The organism is Agromyces soli, assembly GCF_022811605.1.
Taxonomy (GTDB): domain Bacteria; phylum Actinomycetota; class Actinomycetes; order Actinomycetales; family Microbacteriaceae; genus Agromyces; species Agromyces soli.
On record NZ_CP094533.1, the window covers coordinates 1,135,735 to 1,155,530 of the forward strand.

19 protein-coding genes are annotated in these 19,796 nt (G+C 72.3%); 15 read left to right on the forward strand and 4 right to left on the reverse strand.

The genetic code is table 11. From position 1 onward, the window contains the following. Positions 1–37 precede the first annotated feature (37 nt). The 3 genes from MTP13_RS05420 to MTP13_RS05430 all read right to left on the reverse strand — a co-directional run bounded on the left by MTP13_RS05420 (position 38) and on the right by MTP13_RS05430 (position 3,307). A complete protein-coding gene (locus MTP13_RS05420; protein ID WP_341681257.1) occupies positions 38–823 on the reverse strand; it encodes a sulfite exporter TauE/SafE family protein in 786 nt (261 codons plus the stop codon). Beyond that, positions 820–2,400, reverse strand: coding sequence for a gamma-glutamyltransferase (locus MTP13_RS05425; RefSeq protein WP_243570070.1), 1,581 nt, complete (start codon positions 2,398–2,400; stop codon positions 820–822). The genes MTP13_RS05420 and MTP13_RS05425 overlap by 4 nt, the downstream gene beginning before the upstream one ends. Positions 2,401–2,572: 172 nt before the next feature. Further along, positions 2,573–3,307 (reverse strand): FadR/GntR family transcriptional regulator, encoded by a 735-nt coding sequence (locus MTP13_RS05430; protein WP_243570071.1) that lies wholly within the window; start codon positions 3,305–3,307, stop codon positions 2,573–2,575. 176 nt (positions 3,308–3,483) lie between these two features. Here MTP13_RS05430 and MTP13_RS05435 point away from each other — a divergent pair, with 176 nt between their 5' ends. The 6 genes from MTP13_RS05435 to MTP13_RS05460 all read left to right on the forward strand — a co-directional run bounded on the left by MTP13_RS05435 (position 3,484) and on the right by MTP13_RS05460 (position 9,995). Then, positions 3,484–4,662, forward strand: coding sequence for a M24 family metallopeptidase (locus MTP13_RS05435; protein ID WP_243570072.1), 1,179 nt, complete (start codon positions 3,484–3,486; stop codon positions 4,660–4,662). A gap of 81 nt (positions 4,663–4,743) precedes the next feature. Further along, complete coding sequence (locus MTP13_RS05440; protein ID WP_243570073.1) at positions 4,744–6,396, forward strand: ABC transporter substrate-binding protein; 1,653 nt, start codon at positions 4,744–4,746, stop codon at positions 6,394–6,396. Positions 6,397–6,437: 41 nt separating this feature from the next. After that, complete coding sequence (locus MTP13_RS05445) at positions 6,438–7,388, forward strand: ABC transporter permease (RefSeq protein WP_243570074.1); 951 nt, start codon at positions 6,438–6,440, stop codon at positions 7,386–7,388. Next, positions 7,385–8,257, forward strand: coding sequence for an ABC transporter permease (locus MTP13_RS05450; RefSeq protein ID WP_243570075.1), 873 nt, complete (start codon positions 7,385–7,387; stop codon positions 8,255–8,257). The genes MTP13_RS05445 and MTP13_RS05450 overlap by 4 nt, the downstream gene beginning before the upstream one ends. Next, positions 8,254–9,171: an ABC transporter ATP-binding protein gene (locus MTP13_RS05455; protein WP_243570076.1), complete on the forward strand. Its 918-nt coding sequence runs from the start codon at positions 8,254–8,256 to the stop codon at positions 9,169–9,171. Before MTP13_RS05450 ends, MTP13_RS05455 begins: the two co-directional genes overlap by 4 nt. Continuing rightward, a complete protein-coding gene (locus MTP13_RS05460; protein WP_243570077.1) occupies positions 9,168–9,995 on the forward strand; it encodes an ABC transporter ATP-binding protein in 828 nt (275 codons plus the stop codon). The genes MTP13_RS05455 and MTP13_RS05460 overlap by 4 nt, the downstream gene beginning before the upstream one ends. On the opposite strand, the gene MTP13_RS05465 is transcribed toward MTP13_RS05460, so the two are convergent. Continuing rightward, positions 9,979–10,857 carry an IclR family transcriptional regulator gene (locus tag MTP13_RS05465; RefSeq protein ID WP_243570078.1) on the reverse strand — a complete coding sequence of 293 codons (879 nt, stop codon included), beginning with the start codon at positions 10,855–10,857 and terminating at the stop codon, positions 9,979–9,981. The two genes, MTP13_RS05460 and MTP13_RS05465, sit on opposite strands and share 17 nt — an antisense overlap. Positions 10,858–10,985: 128 nt before the next feature. Between MTP13_RS05465 and MTP13_RS05470 the strand changes: the two genes are divergently transcribed. Genes MTP13_RS05470 through MTP13_RS05510 form a run of 9 tightly spaced genes read left to right on the forward strand, consistent with a single transcriptional unit; the run spans position 10,986 to position 19,762 of the window. Next, positions 10,986–11,651, forward strand: coding sequence for an ABC transporter permease (locus tag MTP13_RS05470; RefSeq protein WP_189084097.1), 666 nt, complete (start codon positions 10,986–10,988; stop codon positions 11,649–11,651). Continuing rightward, positions 11,644–12,690: an ABC transporter ATP-binding protein gene (locus MTP13_RS05475; RefSeq protein ID WP_243570079.1), complete on the forward strand. Its 1,047-nt coding sequence runs from the start codon at positions 11,644–11,646 to the stop codon at positions 12,688–12,690. Before MTP13_RS05470 ends, MTP13_RS05475 begins: the two co-directional genes overlap by 8 nt. Further along, the gene (locus MTP13_RS05480; RefSeq protein WP_243570080.1) at positions 12,687–13,475 is read left to right on the forward strand and encodes an ABC transporter permease; all 789 of its coding nucleotides are present in this window, start codon (positions 12,687–12,689) and stop codon (positions 13,473–13,475) included. The genes MTP13_RS05475 and MTP13_RS05480 overlap by 4 nt, the downstream gene beginning before the upstream one ends. Before the next feature lie 59 nt (positions 13,476–13,534). Next, positions 13,535–14,470 carry a glycine betaine ABC transporter substrate-binding protein gene (locus tag MTP13_RS05485; protein WP_243570081.1) on the forward strand — a complete coding sequence of 312 codons (936 nt, stop codon included), beginning with the start codon at positions 13,535–13,537 and terminating at the stop codon, positions 14,468–14,470. Next, a complete protein-coding gene (gene fae, locus MTP13_RS05490) occupies positions 14,470–14,985 on the forward strand; it encodes a formaldehyde-activating enzyme (RefSeq protein WP_243570082.1) in 516 nt (171 codons plus the stop codon). Before MTP13_RS05485 ends, fae begins: the two co-directional genes overlap by 1 nt. After that, on the forward strand, positions 14,982–16,085 hold the full coding sequence (locus tag MTP13_RS05495; RefSeq protein ID WP_243570083.1) for a mandelate racemase/muconate lactonizing enzyme family protein: 1,104 nt from the start codon (positions 14,982–14,984) through the stop codon (positions 16,083–16,085). The genes fae and MTP13_RS05495 overlap by 4 nt, the downstream gene beginning before the upstream one ends. Positions 16,086–16,108: 23 nt before the next feature. Then, on the forward strand, positions 16,109–17,605 hold the full coding sequence (locus MTP13_RS05500; RefSeq protein ID WP_243570084.1) for an aldehyde dehydrogenase: 1,497 nt from the start codon (positions 16,109–16,111) through the stop codon (positions 17,603–17,605). A 40-nt stretch (positions 17,606–17,645) separates the two neighbouring features. Further along, positions 17,646–18,572 (forward strand): NAD(P)-dependent oxidoreductase, encoded by a 927-nt coding sequence (locus tag MTP13_RS05505; RefSeq protein ID WP_243570085.1) that lies wholly within the window; start codon positions 17,646–17,648, stop codon positions 18,570–18,572. After that, entirely contained in the window at positions 18,569–19,762 is a 1,194-nt protein-coding gene (locus MTP13_RS05510; protein ID WP_243570086.1) for an iron-containing alcohol dehydrogenase family protein, read from the forward strand. The genes MTP13_RS05505 and MTP13_RS05510 overlap by 4 nt, the downstream gene beginning before the upstream one ends. Positions 19,763–19,796 lie beyond the last annotated feature (34 nt).

Sequence of the window (19,796 nt, forward strand, 5' to 3'; positions counted from 1 at the left end):
GCCCCCTTCGTCATCCCCGGCGGTGCCGGGCGAGCGGTCAGGCCGCGGCGCGCCGGGCCTTCAAGTGCTTCTGGACGAGCTGCCACGCGGCGAAGGCGAGCAGCACCGAGAACGCGACGTTCGAGACGAACGGGGTGATGGCCTGCGCCGTCCACGTGCCGAGCGGCGAGGCGACGCACGCCGTGACGCCGATGATCGCGGCCATCCGCAGGTCGACGTTGCGACGGCGGGCGTTGCCGATCGTGCCGGAGATCGAGCCGGGCACCATCATCGCGAGCGAGGTGCCCTTGGCGACGAGGTCGCTGGCGCCGAAGAAGAACATCAGCACGGGCACGACCACGATGCCGCCGCCCACGCCCATGAGGCCCGACAGGATGCCGGTCAGTACGCCGAGCGCGACGAGCGCGGCACCGAGCCAGACGTTGAGCTCGATCTCGGCGTCGCGTTGCGGCACGACGAGCCAGAGGCTCACCGCGACGATCGCGAGGAAGCCCAGGAAGCCCCAGAACAGCGCCGCGCGCGGCAGCCTGGCGAGCAGGTAGGTGCCGAGCTGCGCGCCCGCGATCATGCCGACCGCGATGAGTGCCGCGGCGATCCAGTCGACGTGGCCGGTGAGCCCGTAGGTCACGGTGCCGACGATCGCCGTGGGCAGGATCGCGGCCGTGGAGGTGCCTGCGGCGATGCGCTGGTCGACGCCGAACAGCATCAGCGTGGGCACCAGCACGATGCCGCCGCCGACGCCGAAGAGGCCGGAGAAGTAGCCCATCATGACGCCGAGCAGGATGAGGATCCAGATCGACAGGCGGGTGCGCTCCTGCATCATCGGGCGGCCTCCTCGAGCAGTTCGGCGGCGGCCTCGACGACGATCGCCGAGCCGTCCGAGCGAGGATCGCTCGCGGCGTCGTAGCCGCCGTCGACGACGCGGATGAGGTTCGAGTGCCCGAGGTTCTCGTCGCGCGGCGGCACGAGCCTGGGCTTCAGCCCGCTCGCGTGCAGCGAGGTGAGCGTCGCCTCCGGCACATCCCGTTCGATCGTGATCGTGGCCTCGACGTCGCCGGCGTCCTGCACGCCGACGACCCAGCGCGGCGAGCTCGTCGCCTCGAGTGCGGAGGCGCCGGCGAGGGTGCGCAGCAGCAGGTGCGCGTGGATCTGCGGCTGCGCCTGGCCGCCCATCGTGGCCTGCGCCTGCAGCAGCTCGCCGCCGCGCAGCACGAGCACGGGCATGAGGGTGTGCGGCGGGCGGAGACCCGGTCCGAAGGCGGCGGGGTGGCCGGGGTCGAGCGAGAACGAGGTGCCCCGGTTCTGGAACAGCACGCCCGTGCTCGGCTCCAGTACGCAGGCGCCGAACGCCCAGTAGACCGACTGCACGAGCGACACGGCCCAGCCGTCGGCGCTCACCGCGGTGAGGCCCACGGTGTCGCCGGTGGCCGGGAGGTCGGCGCGGAGCTCCTCGAGCGGCGGGACGTCGGCGGCGACGAGCCCGGCGGCGTCGATGGTGGCGACGTCGGGGTCGGACAGCCAGGCGCCGCGGACGCGGTTGTTGTCGTGGAACACGGCCGCGAGCGCCCCGGCCTTCGCGCCGAGGGCGTCGACGGGCGTGCCGAGCAGGCCGTTCGCGAGCGCCCGGACGGTGCGCAGCAGCGAGAAGCCCTGCGTGTTCGGCGAGGCGGTGACGACCTCGAGCTCGTCGAGGGTCTCTGAGATCGGCGCTTCGACGATGACGCGGGCGGCCGCGGCGTCGGCCGCCGTGATGCGGCTGCCGAGGGCGGCGAGGCCGTCGATCCAGCGGGCCGCGGTCTCGCCGGTGTAGAACTCGTCGGGGCCGTGCTCGGCGATGCGGTCGAGGGTGTCGGCGAGCGCGGGCTGCACCAGCGGCTCGCCCTCGTCGAGGGCGCGGCCGCCGGGCAGGAAGAGCGCGCGGCATCCGGCGTCCGCCTCGAGGGCGGTGCGCTCGTCGCGGATGGCGCGGGCGACGGAGGTCGCGGTGGGCACGCCCTCACGGGCGTAGCGGCGGGCGGCCTCGAGGCGATCGGCCCAGGGCAGACGGCCGCCGATCGCGGCGAGCGCCTCCCAGCCGCGGATGCCGCCGGGCACCGTGACGGTGTCGACGCCGCGGGACGGCAGGCCGCCGTCGTGCCGGGTGCGGAGCGCGTCGAGCGTTTCGCCCGCGGCGGAGCGGCCGGTCGCGTTCACGAAGCTGATCTCACCCTCGGGGCTGCGGACGAGCGCGACGAGGTCGCCGCCGAGGGCGACGTTGTTCGGGTAGACGACGCAGAGGGCCGCGGCGGCGGCGATGGCGGCGTCGACGGCGGTGCCGCCGGCTCGGAGCGCGGCCGCGCCGGCCTCGGTGGCGAGGTAGTGCGAGCTCGCGACGGCGCCGAGAGGTGAGCTGGTGGTCATGGGCGGGGCCTTCTCGTTGCAGACGATCGCGACGCGTCGATCCGCACGGCGGATGCGTCGGTGCTGACAGCGTGGCACTTGGTCCTACCAACTGTCAAACTTCCCGCCGGTCGCCCTTCAGCCGGTGCTGCCGCCACTGCATGCCGCGGTGCGGTCGGCCGGATGTCTCGGTTCAGGCGGTGCCGTCGCCCGCCGCGAGCGCGGCCGCGGCGTGCTCGATCTGCTCGCGCACGGCGCCGATGTGCAGCGCGGCCTCGTGCTGCGCGACCTCGGGCTCGCCCGAGGCGATCGCCGCGAGGATGCGCCGGTGGGCGGCGGTCGAGGTGTCGCGGCGCTCCTGCGTCTGCAGCGCGGTCGAGCGGCTCGGTGCGATGAGGTTCGCGATCTGCTCGTTCAGCATCGCGAGCAGCGGGTTGTGCGTGTACTGGGCGATCGCCTGATGGAAGGCCCGGTCGAGCTCGGCGTAGTGCTCCTTCGACTCGGGAGACGCCATCTCGTCGACGAGCTGCTCGAGCTGCACGAGGTCGCGCGGGGTCGCGCGCTGCGAGGCGAGCGCGGCGATGGGCGGCTCGATGATCGAGCGGAGCTCGAGGATGTGCGCGATCTCCCCGCCCGTCGAACCGAGCACCTCGGCGAGGGCCGCGCCCGAGGCATCCCGCGCGTCGGCCGGTGAGAGCACGACCGTTCCGCGACCGGGCTTGCGGTCGATGAGGCCGCGACGCTCGAGCTCGTGCAGCGCCTGCCGGAGCGAGACGCGCGAGACGCCGAGGCGCTCGGTGAGCTCGAGCTCGGGCGGGAGCTTCTCGCCGGGCTGCAGCGTGCCGTCGAGGATGAGTCGCTCCAGCCGGATCGAAAGCCGATCCGGCACCGACAGCGTGCGACCCTGCTCGATCTCAGTCCAGTCCATGCGGTTCCCTTCCGAGTCGATTGAATCAGCTCGACTGCCCGTGCGGGGGATTCCGGACGGTCCGTCCTGCCCAGCAAGCTCGGGCGTTGACGCCGGAGTCGTCCGCCGGTACTCTCCGACTAATCGTCCTACAAACTAACCAGTAGTCAAGTGGTGAATCAACGAAGGAGTTGTCAGTGTCCGTCGAGCTGCAGATCACCCCGAGCGAGTACGCCGCCCGAGTCGAGCACGTTCGCCGGCTGATGGCCGAGTCCGAGCTCGACGCGATCGTCGTCTGGGGTCGCGGTGGCGGCACCATCGAGCGCTACGGCAACGTGCTCTACCTCTGCGGCCACTACGCCGTCTTCCCCACCATCCGCGACGTGCCCGGCGTCTGGAGCGACCGAGGCTACGCGGCCGTCGTCGTCACCGCCGACGAGCTCGTGCTCTGCTCGGAGGACGTCGACGCCGAGCCGATCGGCGCCACCCGCCACCTCGCCCTCGACGGCCGCACCGGCGGCAGCCTCGGCGAGCTCGTCGGCGAGGCGCTGCGCGGCGGCACCGGCCTGCGCATCGGCGTCGTCGGCAGCGACACGATGACCGCCAAGCAGCTCGCCGCCGTCGACCACGCCACCGAGGGCCTGCGCCGCGGCGCGCTCGTGCTCGCCGACGACCTCGTCGAGACGGTGCGCTCCATCAAGTCCGACACCGAGATCGCGCTGCTCAGCCGCGCCGGCGAGATCGGCAACCTGGCGCTCACCGCGGGCGCCGAGTTCCTCGTGCCCGGTGCGCGAGAGACTGACGCGGTCGCCGCGATGGTCGCCGAGCTCACCCGCAACGAGGCCGTCATGGCGAACGCCTTCGTCTACACCTTCGGCGCGGAGGCGCCCGGCATCCCCGCGCCGCCCACCTACTCCAACCGGGTGCTGCAGGCCGGCGACCTCTTCACCGTCGACCTCACCGGCGCCTACCGCGGCTACTTCTTCGACTTCGCCCGCAGCCGCGTCGTCGGCGCCGAGCCGACCGCGGCGCAGGAGGCGGCCTACCGCCTCGCCCGCACGTCCATCGACGCCGCCGCCGACGCGGCCAAGCCCGGCGCGACCGTCGGCGACCTCGCCCGCGCGGCCGACGAGCTGCTCGCCGAAGGCGGCTACGACTTCGAGCACGCCGAGTTCCAGGCCGGCGGCCACGGTCTCGGGCTCGGCTTCGAGGCCCCGTGGATCCGCCCCGAGAACGACCGGCCCATCGAGGTCGGCATGACCCTCGCCCTCGAGCGCTTCGTCGTGATGGGCGGCACCGCCGCCACCTTCGAGCGCAACGTGGTCATCACCGCCGACGGCGCGGTCGACCTCGCCCCCGTCCTCGACCTCTGGTAGGTCGTCGACTCCCCCGCACGCAGCCCCACCAGCAGCACCGCACCAGCAGCACCACTCCCGCACCCCCGAAGGAGTCCTGACATGTCCCGCACCTCGTACCGCGTCGCCGCGGCGGCGCTCGTCGTCCCCCTCGCCGTCGGCCTCGCCGCCTGCTCCGCCGAGCGGCCCAGCCCGAGCGCCGGCGGCGACTCGGCCGGCGCCGGGCTCGACTGGATCACCACGACGCCCGCCGCCTCCGGCCCCATCGACTCGTTCACGTGGAACCTCACGAGCGGCGAGCCCGCCTCGCTCGACTGGATTTACGCCTACAGCGACTCGGAGAACACCACCCTCGCCAACATGTGCGAGAGCCTCATGCTGCAGACGCCCGACTTCGGCCTCGAGCCCGGCCTCGCCGAGAAGGTCGACCGCCCCGACGACACGACGATGGTGCTCACCATCCGCTCCGGCGTCACCTTCTGGGACGGCAGCCCGCTCACCGCCGAGGACGTCGTGTTCAGCCTCTCCCGCAACCTCGACGACGCGGCCGGCTCGTACTGGGGCGTGCCCTTCTACGACCGGGTCGCCTCCATCGAGCAGACCGGCGAGCTGCAGGTGACCATCACCTTCACCGAACCCGACGCGCTCTTCGAGCGGATGCTCGCGACCGCGGCCGGCGTCATCGGGTCGAAGGCGTACGTCGAGCAGGCCGGCGAGGCCTACGGCACCGCGTCCGGCGGCATCATGTGCACCGGCCCGTTCCAGTTCGACGGCTGGAAGCCGGGCACGAACATCACGATGTCGCGCTACGCCGACTACTGGAACGACGACCGCGCCGCGCTCGCCGACTCCGCCACCCTCACCTTCGTCACCGACGAGTCGACGATCGCGTCGAGCCTCCTCTCCGGCGACATCGACGGCACCTACCGCGTGCCGCTCTCGGCGACCGAGCCGCTCATGAACTCCGACTCGGGCAGCTTCTACCTCGGCGCGAGCACCGACTGGATGGCGGTGCGCCCCACCGAGAAGGACGGGCCCTTCCAGAACGCCGAGCTCCGCCGCGCGCTGAGCCTCGCCTACGACCGCCAGGCGCTCGCCGACACGGTCTTCCGCGGTACCGCCGCCCCGTCGCTGACCCCGATCCAGCCGGGCGCCTGGGGATACGCGAAGGACGTCTGGGAGCAGGGCGCCGCTGAGCTGCCCTCGGTCGCCCAGGACGTGGATGCCGCGAAGAAGCTCGTCGACGACGGCGGTCTCGCCGGCCAGAGCATCACCGTCGCGCTGCCCGCCGAGACCGAGGCCGACAACAAGGCCGCCGAGCTGCTCGCCGCGGCCGGCAAGGCCATCGGGGTCGAGGTGAAGACGCAGACGCTGCCCATCACGAGCTTCAACGCGCTGTACTTCGACGCGGCCGCCCGTGCCGAGTACGACGCCTTCATCGTGAACGAGTACGGCGCCGGGGTCGCCGACCCGATCGTGTCGCTCAGCGAGTTCACCCCGCTGAGCGCCTACAACTACGGGCTGCTCGACGAGCCGAGCGTCACCGACAACGTGGCCGCCGCCTTCGGCGAGCTCGACGACACCGCCCGCGCGGAGTCGCTCGTCGCCGCGCAGGCCGGGCTCGTGGACTCGATGGGGCTCATCAACCTGGTGAACCCGGGCATGCGGCTCTACCTGAACGACCGCATCTCCGGCGCGACCGCCTCGCTCGCGTTCCTCTACTACCCGTGGGCGGCGGGCATCGGCGCCAAGTAGCGCCGAGCCCCGTCCGAACCCGACCGAGGAGGGTCGTCGTCTTGCCCCGCTTCATCGCCATCCGTGTGCTCGAGGGACTGGCGACCCTCCTCGTGTCCTCGTTCCTGATCTTCGGCGCGCTGTACCTCGCGCCCGGTGATCCGCTCAGCTACCTGATCGGCAACCGCACGTTGAGCGACGAGGCGATCGCCGCGCTGCGCGAGCAGTACCACCTCGACGATCCCTTCCTCGTGCGCTGGGTCGCGTGGCTCGGCGACGTGCTCTCGGGCGACCTCGGCCGCTCGATCACCTATCGCGACGACGTGCTGTCGCTGCTCGGGCCGCGGCTCGCGACCACGACGCTGCTCATCGCCTACGCGCTCGTCGTCATCGTCGTGATCGGCGTCGGGCTCGGCATCGTCGCGGCGCTCTCCCGCCGGGCGCTCAGCGACGTGATCCTCGCGGGCACCTCGATCGGCGTCGCCATCCCCTCCTTCGTGGCGGCTTCGACGCTCATCTCGGTGTTCGCGGTGGGCCTCGGCTGGTTCCCCGCGTTCGGGCCGGGCGACGGCTTCCTCGACCGGCTCTACCATCTGACGCTGCCGGTCATCGCGTTGACGCTCGCCTCCGGTTCCTACGTGATCCGGGTGACCCGGGCCGCCCTCCGCGAGGAGGCGGCGCGCGACCAGGTGAAGGCGGCCGTCGCGCGCGGCCTGCCGCGGGGCACGATTATCGGCCGGCACATCCTGCGCAACGGACTCACGCCGGTCGCGACGGTCGTCGGCCTCACCCTCACGAGCCTCATCGTGGGCTCCGTCGTCGTCGAGCGCGCCTTCGCGCTCGACGGCATCGGCGCGCTGCTCACCGAGGCCGTCGCGAAGAAGGACTTCGGGGTGGTGCAGGCGATCTGCCTGCTGCTCATCACCGCCGTCGTCATCGTCGTGCTCATCGTCGACGTCATCCAGGTCGTGATCGACCCGCGGGTGCGCGAGCGTCAGGGGATCGCCGCATGACCACCGTCGTCTTCGAGGCGCTCCGGATGCGCCGGCGCCGCACGCGCAAGAGCCGCGGCTTCGGCGTCACCGGCATCGTCGCGACGGCCGTCGTCGGGCTCGCGGTGCTCGCCGCGCTGCTCGCGCCGGTCATCGCCCCCTACGACCCGAACGCGGTCGACTTCGGCCTCACCTACCGCCCCATGGAGCCGTGGGCGTTGCTCGGCACGGACGGCTCCGGCCGCGACATCCTGAGCCGGCTGCTCTACGGCGCGCGCACGAGCCTGCTCGGACCGGCGGTCGTGGTGCTCGTCGCCGCGGTCGTCGGCACGCTGCTCGCGCTCGTGGCCGCGATCTCGGGCGGCTGGGTCGACCGCATCCTGAGCCGCATCTTCGACATCGGCTTCGCGTTCCCCGGGCTGCTGCTCGCGATCCTCGCGGTCTCGGTGCTCGGTCCGGGCTTCACGACCGCGGTGCTCGCCCTGGCGATCGCCTACATCCCCTTCATCGCGCGGATCGTGCGCAGCGTCGCGGTCGGCGAGATGTCGCTGCCGTACCTGAGTGCGCTCGTCACCGTCGGCCAGTCGCGTACCAGGATCGCCGGGCGCCACCTGCTGCCCGCGGTGATGCCGACGGTGCTCGCGCAGTTGACGATCTCCTTCGGCTACGCGATGGTCGACCTCGCGGCGCTGTCGTTCCTCGGGCTCGGCGTGCAGCCGCCCGACGCCGACTGGGGCCTCATGATCTCCGAGGGCCAGCGCGGCGTGCTGCAGGGGTACTGGGAGGAGGCCACGTTCGCGGGCCTCGCCATCGTGATCGTCGTGGCCGCCGTCTCGCTCATCGGCGACCGGCTCGCCGATCGGGTCAGCCTGAACCGGGAGGGACGATGACCGAGCTGCTGGAGGTCGAGGACCTCGTCGTCGAGCTCTTCGACGGCGCCGAGTGGGTGCGCGCCCTCGACGGCGTGAGCTTCACCGTCGCGCCGGGGGAGATCGTCGGCTTCATCGGCGAGTCCGGGTCGGGCAAGTCGACGGCCGTCAACGCGGTCGCCCGGTTGCTGCCCGCCTCGGCGCGGGTGAGCGGCAGCATCCGCTTCGACGGACGCGATGTGCTCGCGTTCCGCCAGCGCGAGCTCGCCCGCTTCCGCTCCGAGGAGCTCGGCATGGTCTTCCAGGACCCGCGCGCTTCGGTGAACCCCGTCACGACGGTCGGCGAGTACGTCACCGAGGGGCTGCGCAAGACGAAGCGGATGCCTCGGGCCGCGGCCTACGCGCGCGCCGAGCAGCTGCTCGGCGAGGTCGGCATCGCCGAGCCCGCGCAGCGCCTGGCCGAGTACCCGCACCAGCTCTCCGGCGGCATGCTGCAGCGCGCGGTGATCGCGGCGGCGCTCTCGACCGACCCGCGGCTCATGCTCGCCGACGAGGCGACGACCGCGCTCGACGTGACCCGGCAGGCGGAGATCGCCGCGATCCTGCGCGCGGCGACCCGGGGGCGCGGGCTCGGCACGATCTTCATCACGCACGATCTGGAGCTCGCCGGGGCGCTCTGCGACCGCATCTGCGTGATGTACCGCGGGCGCATCGTCGAGCAGCTGCCGGCCGAGGAGCTGCACGGCGGCGCGAAGCATCCGTACACCCTGGCCCTGCTGCGCTCGCGGCCGAGCATCGAGGAGCGGATGCCCCGGCTGCCCACCATCACCGCGGCCGACCGCGAGGCGTTCCTCACCGCCCCGGCGGTCGGCGCAGACGATGCCGGCGAGGCATCCGCTTCAGAGGCTTCCGCTTCAGAGGGAGGAGCGCGATGAGCGCCGATCAGTCAGCGCCCGCCGTCGTCGTCGACGACGTCACCCGCGTCTTCAGCAAGCGGGGACGGCGTACCGTGGCCGTCGACGCCGTCTCCTTCACCATGCGGGCCGGCCGCGACCTCGGCATCGTCGGGGAGTCCGGTTCGGGCAAGTCGACCCTCGCGCGCATCATCATGGGCCTCGACCAGCCGACGAGCGGGCGGGTGCTCGTGCACGGCGAGGATCTCAGCTCGAAGCCGCGCTCCCGCGCCGAGCGGCTGCGCCGGGCGAAGCTCGTGCAGATGGTCTACCAGGACCCGTACGGCTCCCTCGACCCCAGGCAGACCGTGCGCTCCTGCCTCGTGGAGGTGCTGCGCCTGCATCCGCCGCGCGGTGGCAACGTCGCGGCCCGAGCGAGCGAGCTGGGCGACCTCGTCGGGCTCACGCCGGCGCAGCTCGACCGCAGCCCGGTCGGCCTCTCGGGCGGACAGCGGCAGCGCGTCGCGATCGCCAGGGCGCTCGCCGTCGAGCCCCGGCTGATCATCCTCGACGAGGCGGTCGCCGCGCTCGACATCTCGATCCAGGCGCAGATCCTGAACCTGCTCGCCGAGCTCCGCGACGAGCTCGGCACCGCCTACCTGCTCATCTCCCACGACCTCGCCGTCGTGCGGCAGCTCACCGACGACGTCGTGGTGCTGCACCACGGCCGGCTCGTCGAGCAGGGCGAGACCGGCGCGGTGCTCGACGAGCCCGCCGAGGACTACACCCGGCGCTTGCGCGACAGCATCCCGAGCCGGCACTGGCGCGAGCCCGGCATGCTCGAGGAGCTCACCCGGGTGGGGTGAGCTCCGGGGCGCCGAGCTGCGCGGAGAGCTCGGCGGCGCCGCGCGCGGCCAGCCGGCCGGCGGCGTCGAGGTGGGCGCCGAGGCGCGGCTTCGGGGCGCTGATGTTCACCGCGGCGATGATCTGCCCGCGGAAGTCGTAGACGGGCGCGGAGACGCCGACGACGCCCGCCTCGAACTCCTCGTCGACCGTCGCGTAGCCGCGCTCGCGGATGCGCCGGATCTCGGCGAGCAGGCTGTCGAAGTCGGTCACGAGCAGCTTGCCGGGCGGCGGTGGCGGCGGCGGGACCACGCTCGGCCCCGAGGGGCGCGAGGAGGCCGGACTCACGATCGCTTCGTCGTGCCCGTGCAGTTCGTACCAGGCGGCGAGCTCCTCGTCGGACCATCCGCTCACGAGCACCCGCCCGGCCGAGGTGCGCCAGGCTGCGGTGCTCACGCCCTCCCAGCCGAGGCCGCGGAAGGCGTGCTCGCTGAGCTCGCTCGCGAGCGTCAGCACGCTGCCGCCTCGCAGCACGCAGAGATGCGTCGTCTCGTGCGTCGCGGCGACGATGCGGCGGAGGTAGCCGGTGGCCTCCCGGACGAGCCGGGCCTCTGCGGTGCGGGCGGCCAGGGCGTAGAGCTGGTAGCCGAGGCTGTAGCCGAGGGTCACCGGGTCGCGGGCGACGAGTCCGGCGTCGGCGAGCGTCGCGAGGGTGCGGGAGACCTGGCCCTTGTCGCGGCCGGCGAGCTCGGCGAGCCGCACGACGCCGAGACCGCCCTGCTGCAGCGCCTCGTCGGTGCCGAGGGCCTCGAGGAGCTCGAGATCGCGGCGGAGCCCGGCGGAGTTGCGCCGTTGCCCCGTCGCCGCCGTCGTCGGTGGAGTCATGGGGCCAGCGTAGAGCTGTGTTGACACTTGCGCAACAGCAGTTGCGCATATCGTGACCCCCACGTATCGTCGCTGCAGCGACCACCGAGCCCTCGGCGGTTCTCGACGACGAGAAGGGAGCACGCGACGTGAACGCACTCGACCTCGACGGTCTGCTCACGTTCTGGGGCCGCCGATGGGACGACATCCTCGAGCTCGTGCTCCAGCACCTCGCCGTCGTCGCGCTCTCGCTCCTCATCGCGACCGTCGTCGGGGTGCTCATCGGCATCCTGGTCTGGAACCGGCCGGTGCCGCGCTCGCTGACGATCGCCGCGGCCGGCGTCGCCCTGACCATCCCCTCGCTCGCGCTCCTCGCCCTGATCACCCCCGTGTTCGGGCTCGGCTGGACGCCCACCGTGCTCTCGCTCGTCTTCTACTCGCTGCTGCCCATCGTCCGGAACACCGTGGTGGGGCTCCGCGAGGTCTCGCCGGCGATCATGGAATCGGCGAAGGGCATGGGGATGTCGCCGGCGAAGATCCTCTTCGCCGTCCAGCTGCCCATGGCCTGGCCGATCATCCTCACCGGGGTGCGCGTCGCCGCCCAGCTCACGATCGGCATCGCCGCGATCGCCGCCTACGTCGCGGGGCCCGGCCTCGGCCAGTTCATCTTCCAAGGACTGTCGTCCCTCGGCTCCAAGAACGCGCTGAACTTCGCGCTCACCGGAACGCTCGGCGTCGTCCTCCTCGCGCTCGTCGTCGACGGCGCCTTCGTCCTCATCAGCCGCTCCACGACGTCAAGGGGTCTCCGTGTCTGAATCCACCGCCACCGGCATCACCGCGATCGCGCAGCACACGAGCGGCGTCGAGATCGTCCTCGACCGGGTCGTCAAGGTCTACCCCGGCCAGCAGGCCCCCGCCGTCCAGGACTTCTCGATGACCGTCGCCCCCGGCGAGCTCGTCATGTTCGTCGGCCCCAGCGGCTGCGGGAAGACCACCACCATGAAGATGATCAACCGCATCATCGAGCCGAGCTCGGGGTCCATCTCCATCGGCGGCCGCGACGTGCTCTCGCTCGACCCGAACGAACTGCGCCGGCACATCGGCTACGTCATCCAGCAGATCGGCCTCTTCCCGCACATGACGATCGCCGAGAACATCGCGACCGTCCCGAAGCTCCTCGGCTGGTCGAAGCCGCGCATCGCGGAGCGGGTCGACGAACTGCTCGAGACCGTCCAGCTCGACCCCGGCACCTTCGCGAGCCGCTACCCGAAGCAGCTCTCCGGCGGGCAGCAGCAGCGCGTCGGCGTCGCCCGCGCGCTCGCCGCGGACCCGCCCGTCATGCTGATGGACGAGCCGTTCGGTGCGACCGACCCGATCACCCGCGAGAAGCTGCAGGCGGAGTTCCTGCGCCTCCAGGAGTCGATCGGCAAGACGATCATCTTCGTCACCCACGACTTCGACGAGGCCATCCGGCTCGGCGACCGCATCGCCGTGCTCTCCGACCGCAGCCGCATCGAGCAGTTCGACACCCCGGCGAACATCCTCGCCGAACCGGCCAACGACTACGTGGCCTCGTTCATCGGGCACGGCGCCGCGCTCAAGCGCCTCGCCCTCGTCCCCGTCGAGGAGGCGACCCTCGGCGCCGCGGTCGGCACGAGCGGGGCGCCGACCATCGAATTCGCCGGCAACCTCCGCGACGCGCTCGACGTGCTTGTGCTCACCGGGCTCCCGGCCGTCGACGTCGTCGACGAGCAGGGGCGGGCGGTCGGCTCGCTGAGCGTCGACCGCATCTCCGCAGTCCTCGGCGCCGAACTGCCCGGCCGGACGGCCGGCTCACGAGCGGGCGCACGATGACCGTCACCACCGAGACCCAGGCGATCGGCGCGACGCGCGTCGCCGAGGCGCCCGCGCGGCCGCGGTTCTTCACCTGGCGCCGTTTCACGACGCCGATCGTCGTGGTCGTCGTGCTCGCGCTCCTGCTGCTCTGGGTGTCGACGCTGCAGCTGGACTCGATCGAGCAGCGCACGCTGAACTGGAGCTACATCACGCTCCGGGTCGGAGAGCACCTCAGCCTCACCGTCGTCGCCTCCGCCCTCGTCGCCGTGCTCGCGATCCCCACCGGGATCCTGCTCGCGAAGACGCGCTCGGCGACCGTGCGGAACGTCATCCTCGCGATCGCGAACATCGGCCAGGCCACGCCCGCCGTCGGCGTCGTGATCCTGCTCGCCATCCTCTGGCAGACGGGGTACACGACGGCGCTCGTCGCCCTCGTCGTGTACGCCTTCCTGCCCGTGCTGCGCAACACGATGATCGGCATCCAGCAGGTCGACGCGAACGTCCGGGAATCGGCCCGCGGCATGGGGATGACCCCGAACCAGGTGCTCACGCGCATCGAGGTGCCCCTCGCCGTCCCCGTGATCCTCGCGGGGCTCCGCACCGCGCTCGTCTTCTGCGTCGGCGTCGCGACGATCGCGACCTTCATCAACGCCGGCGGACTCGGCGACATGATCGTCAACGGCCTGAAGCTGCAGCGCTACCCCGTGCTCGTCGTCGGCGCCGTGCTCGTCGCCTGCATCGCCCTGCTCATCGACTGGATCGCCGGCTTCGCCGAGGACCTGCTGAAGCCGAAGGGCATCTGAGCCGCCACCGCTGCCTCCACCCGTTCCACCCCCGAATCCCGCACACAAGGAGTCCATCAATGAAGACGCGCACCCTCCTGTCGGCACTGGCGCTCGCCGCGGCCGGCGCCCTCGCCCTCTCCGCCTGCTCCTCCGGCGGCGCCGCCACCGGCAGCCAGGGCACCGAACTCGAAGGCCTGAAGGGCGACATCGGCGCCAAGGACTTCTCGGAGCAGTTCATCCTCGCCCACCTCACGAGCCAGCTGCTGAACGCCCACGGCGCCGACACTGTCGCGAACACGAAGCTCGTCGGCTCCGCCAACGTGCGCCAGGCGCTCGAGAACGACGAGTTCCTCGGCTACTGGGAGTACACCGGCACCTCCTGGATCACCTACAACGGCAACACCGAGCCCGTGAAGGGCGAGGAGGCGCAATTCGAGGCCACCAAGGAGGCCGACGCCGCCAACGGCATCGCCTGGCTCGATCCGGCGCCGCTGAACAACACCTACGCCTTCGCCATCCGGGCCGACAAGGCGAAGGAGCTCGGCGTGAAGACGCTGAGCGACGTCGCCGCCCTGCCGGTCGAGGAGCAGACCTTCTGCGTCGAGAGCGAGTTCTCCACGCGCGACGACGGCTGGCCGGGTCTCAAGGCGGCCTACGGCATCGACGTGCCCGACTCGAACGTCGCGCTCCTCGACACCGGCGTCATCTACACGGCCACGCAGAAGGGCGACGACTGCAACTTCGGCGAGGTCTTCCAGACCGACGGCCGCATCCCCGCGCTCGACCTCGTGGTGATGGAGGACGACCTGCAGTTCTTCCCCGCCTACCAGGGCGCCTTCACCCTCAAGCAGTCCACCCTCGACGAGTACCCCGAGATCGCCGACGTCATCGGCCTGCTCACGCCGCTGCTCACGACCGAGCAGATGCAGAAGCTCAACGCCCTCGTCGACGTCGACGGCGAGGACCCCGAGGACGTCGCCACCGACTGGCTGACCGAGCAGGGCCTCATCTGATGAGCGAGGGCCTCCTGATCGGCGAGAGCTTCGTCGGCGACGGCGTGAACGCCGCGCACGTGAACACCGTCTTCGGGCACCGCGAGGGCCCGGCCGGGGTGGCGTGGGCGACCGCGCTCGCCACCCCGAGCGCGGGGCACGTGCCCTTCGTGACGGTGCTCCGACCGTCGCTGCCGGTGAAGCCGCTCACCCTCTTCGTGACGAAGTCGGCGCCGGCGAGCGACGAGCACGGTCTGCTGATCTGGGGGCCCGCTCAGGCGGGCATCGCCGCCGGGGTCGCCGACGCACTCGCGGACGGTGTGATCACCCGGGAGGAGGCGGACAGCCACGTGCTGATCGCCGCCGTCTGGGTGAACCCCGGCGCCGACGACGCCGACGCCGTCTTCGAGCACAACCGCCGCTCCGTGCGCACCGCGCTCGAGAACGGCGCGCGCCACCTCCCCGCCACCGACGACGTCATCGCCGCCCGGCACGCGCCATCGAACCCCTTCTACACGCCGAAAGACCCAGCATGAAGATCACCGCCATCACGCTCACCCGGCTGCTGCAGCCGCTCGATCCGCCGTTCGCGGCGGCCTGGGACCCGAACCCGCGCAGGGAGTTCGCCGCGACCCTCGTCACGGTGCACACCGACGAAGGCATCACGGGCTACGGCTCCGGCGACACGATGGACGGCTTCGAGGCCTTCGAGCACCTGTTCATCGGCACCGACCCGCTGCAGATCCTGAACCAGGTGCGCCGCATCGAGACCATCAACTTCCACGGCGGCCGGTACTGGCCCCTCGAGGCGGCGCTCTGGGACATCATCGGTCAGGTCGCCGGCCTCCCCGTGAGCGTGCTCTTCGGCGGCGCGCGCGACCGGCTGCCCGCCTACGCGTCCAGCGGCGAGCTGAAGGCCCCCGAGGCGCGCGCCGAGTCCGCGCTCGCCGCGAAGGAGCTCGGCTTCCGCGCCATGAAGATCCGCATCGCCCGGCATCGGCTCGCCGAGGGCGTCGCCGCCGTGCGCGCGGCCAGGGAGGCGGTCGGCGACGAGTTCGAGCTCATGGTCGACCTGAACCAGATGTGGCGGATGTCGGGCGACATCGAGGCGGCGCTGCCGCTCGCGAAGGTGCAGCGCGTCGCCGCGGAACTCACCGAGCTCGGGGTGCTCTGGCTCGAGGAGCCGCTGCCCCAGGTCGACGTCGTCGGTGCGCAGCGCGTGCGCGCCGAGACCGGCATCCAGATCGCCGGCGGGGAGATGGTGCGGAGCCTGCCCGAGATCATGGCGCTCATCGAGGCCGACGCCTTCGACGTCTACCAGCCCGACGTCGCACTCGCCGTGGGCATGTACCGGGCCCGCCAGGTCGCCGAATCGGCCAACCTCCGGCACCGCCTGTTCACCCCGCACACGTGGTCCAACGGGCTCGGCCTGCTCGCGAACCTGCACGTGGCCGCCGGCGTCGACGCCGGCCCCTACCTGGAGTTCCCGTTCGACCCGCCCGGCTGGACGCCCGAACGGCGCGACTTCTTCATGACGCCGCTGATGATCGACGCGGCCGGCGACCTCGTCGTGCCGGATGCGCCGGGGCTCGGCGTCGAGATCGACCACGACGCCGTCTCCCGGTACACGGTCTGACGACGAGCACGAGGAGCAGCACCATGACCGACTGGATCGCCGCCGCGGCGGCGCTCACCCCCGAGACCCGGCTGTTCATCGACGGCGCGTTCCGGGAGGCCGCGGACGGCGCCGTCTTCGACACCTTCGCCCCGCGCGACGGCCGTCGGATCGCGAGCGTCGCGGCGGCCGCCGAACCCGACGTCGACGCCGCGGTGCGCGCCGCCCACCGCGCCTTCGAGGCCGGGGTCTGGTCGCGCGCCGACCGCCGCGAACGGCAGCGCGTGCTGCTGCGGCTCGCCGAGCTCATGCTCGAGCACCGCGAGGAGCTCGCCCTGCTCGAAGCGCTCGACTCGGGCCATCCCATCGGCGACTCCCTGAACGTCGACGTGCCGAACGCCGCCCGCGTCGTGCGCTGGTACGCGGAGGCCATCGACAAGCTCACCGACGAGATCGCCCCGGCCCCCGAATCCGCGCTCGCCCTCGTCACCCGGGAGCCGCTCGGCGTGATCGGCGCCGTCGTGCCGTGGAACTACCCGCTCATCATCACCGCGTGGAAGATCGCCCCGGCCCTCGCCGCCGGCAACTCGGTCGTGCTGAAGCCGGCGGAGCTCACCAGCCTGTCGGCGCTGAAGCTCGCGGCGCTCGCCGCGGAGGCGGGCGTGCCGGACGGCGTCTTCAGCGTCGTCCCCGGGCTCGGCCCCGTCGCCGGCCAGGCGCTCGGCCGGCATCCGCTCGTCGACAAGATCGCCTTCACGGGATCGCCGGCCGTCGGCCGCGGCTTCCTCCGCTACGCCGGCGAGTCGAACGGCAAGCAGGTGAGCCTCGAGCTCGGCGGCAAGTCCCCGCAGCTCGTGCTCGCCGACGTCGACGACCTGCAGGCGTGCGCCTCTGCGGTCGCGTGGGGCATCTTCTACAACGCCGGGCAGACCTGCCACGGCGGCAGCCGCCTCATCGTCGACGAGCGCGTGCACGACGAGCTCCTCGACGAGGTGCTGAAGGTCGGCCGCTCGCTCGTGCAGGGCGACCCGCTCGACGAGCGCACCCAGCTCGGCACCATCGCGAGCGAGACCCAGCTCGAGCGCGTGCTCGGCTACGTCGACGTGGCGCGGGCGGAGGGGGCGACCGTGCACGGCGGCGGGCGCGTCCGCCCGCCCGGGCTCGAGGGCGGCTACTACGTCGAGCCGACTGTCTTCGACGGCGTCGACAACGCCGGGCGCATCGGCCAGGAGGAGATCTTCGGGCCGGCGCTGGCCGTCACGACGGTGCGGGATGCCGAGGAGGGCGTCCGCCTCGCGAACGAGTCCAGCTACGGGCTCGCCGCGAGCGTCTGGACCTCCGACGTGACGCGGGCGCACCGGGTCGCCCGCCGCCTCCGCGCCGGCACCGTCTGGGTGAACGCCTTCGACATCGCCGACGTGATCACGCCGTTCGGCGGCTTCAAGCAGTCGGGCGCCGGCCGGGATCGCTCGTTGCACGCCTTCGACGCCTACACCGGACTCAAGACCACCTGGATCAACCTGGGCGACGGCGCGCTCTGACGCCCGCCCGAACTGCGAGAGAAACGCGAGAGAGCACAGCATGACGCACGCAGTCCTGCCGACGGTCGGCTTCATCGGCCTGGGCAACATGGGGTCGGGGATGACCCGGAACCTGCAGCGGGCGGGGTTCCCGCTCGTGGTGAACGATCTGCGCCGCGAGTCGGCCGCCGAGCTCGTCGCCGGCGGCGCGCGCTGGGCGGCGACCCCGGCCGAGGCCGCGGCCGAAAGCGACGTCGTGATCACGATGCTGCCGACGCCCCGGCATGTGGATGCCGTGGTGAACGGACCCGAGGGCATTCTCGCGGGCATCGCCGACGGCGGCACCTGGGTGGACATGTCGACCTCCGTGCCCGAGGTGGCCGACGCCGTGCGCCGGGCGCACGGAGCACGCGGTCTCCGCATCCTCGACGCCCCCGTCAGCGGCATGTCGGTCGGCGCCGCGAACGGCATGCTGCAGATCTTCGTCGGCGGCGAGGCCGAGGACGTCGCCCGGCTCCGCCCCGTGTTCGAGGCCATGGGCGACCCCGATCGGATCCTCCACGTCGGCGGCGCCGGGGCCGGGTACGCCGTGAAGCTCATGATCAACCAGCTCTGGTTCTCCCACCTCGTGGCCACGGCGGAGGTGCTCGCGATCGGCGTCAAGGCCGGCGTGGATCTCGACGTGCTCCGGGACTCGCTCATCGCGAGCCCCGCCAACTCCAACTTCGTCGAGCACGACGTGCTCTCGATCCTCGACCGCGGCGACTACGACGAGGGCTTCGCGATCTCCCTCGCGTGCAAGGACCTCGGCCTCTCGATCGACCTCGCCCGCTCGGTCGGCGTACCGGCCGAGCTCTCCGCGGTCGTGGAGCAGATCTACCGCCGGGCGAAGGCCCAGTACGGCGACCTCGCCGGGGAGATGACGCCCGTGCAGCTCTACGAGGACCTCATCGGCCGGCCGCTGCGCCGCGAGGCGGTGGCGGCATGACCGGCACGCGCCTGGCCCCGCTCCCGCGGCCGCTCGCCGAGACGGAGCTCCTGCTCGACCCCAAGCCCATCGCGTACTTCGGTCGCGGCCGGGTCGCCGAGGCCGGGGCGATCGTCGCCGCGCACGGCGCCACCACGGTGCTCATCGTCACCGACCCCTTCCTCGCCGGCTCGCCGATCGTCGCCGCGGTGCGCGCCTCCCTCGACGCCGCCGGGCTCGCCGTGCACGTCTACGGCGAGGTGACGCCGAACCCGACGACCACGAACCTCGACGCGGGCAGCGATCTCGCCGCCCGTGTCGGCGCCGACGCGATCGTGTCGGTGGGCGGCGGCTCCTCGCTCGACGCCGCGAAGGGCATCGCCCTCGGCGCCGTGAACCCCGAGCGCGGCGTCGAGCTCGACTACCGCGCCGCCTTCGCCCGCCCGGCGCTGCCGATCGTGGCGATCCCCACGACCGCGGGCACCGGGGCCGAGGTGAACGCCTTCGGCGTCATCACCGACGTCGTCGGGCACCGCAAGTTCTACGTCGGGCACGACACCGCCCTCGCGAAGGCGGCCATCCTCGACCCCGAGCTCACCGTCGGCCTGCCGCCGAGCGCGACGGCCGCCACCGGCTTCGACGCGCTGACGCACGCGCTCGAGTCCTACCTCTCGGTGCGGGCGAACCCCTACTCCGACGGCATCGCGCTGCAGGTGCTCGCGACCGTCTCGACCCACCTCCCGCGTGCGGTCGTCGACGGCGCGGACCTCGAAGCCCGATCGGAGCTGCTCCTCGCGAGCCACGTGGCCGGCGTCGGCTTCTCGCACACGGGCCTCGGGCTCGTGCACGGCATCGCGCATCCGCTCGGCGGCCGCTTCGACATCCCGCACGGCCTCGCCCTCGCGATCGTCATCGGCGGCGTGCTGCGCCTGAGCCGGGACGTCCGTGTGGAGCGCCTCGCGCGCGCGGCGTTCGCGCTCGGCGTCGGCGACACCGCGGCCACGGACGAGGACAACGCGGATGCCGCGATCGACGCCGTCACGGGTCTCGCCCGATCGGTCGGCCTCGTCGGCCCGCTGTCGCGCTTCGGGGTGACCGAGGACGCGCTGCCCTCGCTCGCCGCCGACACCCTCGCCGACGCCGTCACGGTGAACGCGCCGCTGCAGCCGAGCCCGGAACAGATCATCGAGATCCTGCGGGAGGCGCTGTGAGCGGCACCCAGCCCAGCACCGGCTCCGGCTCCGG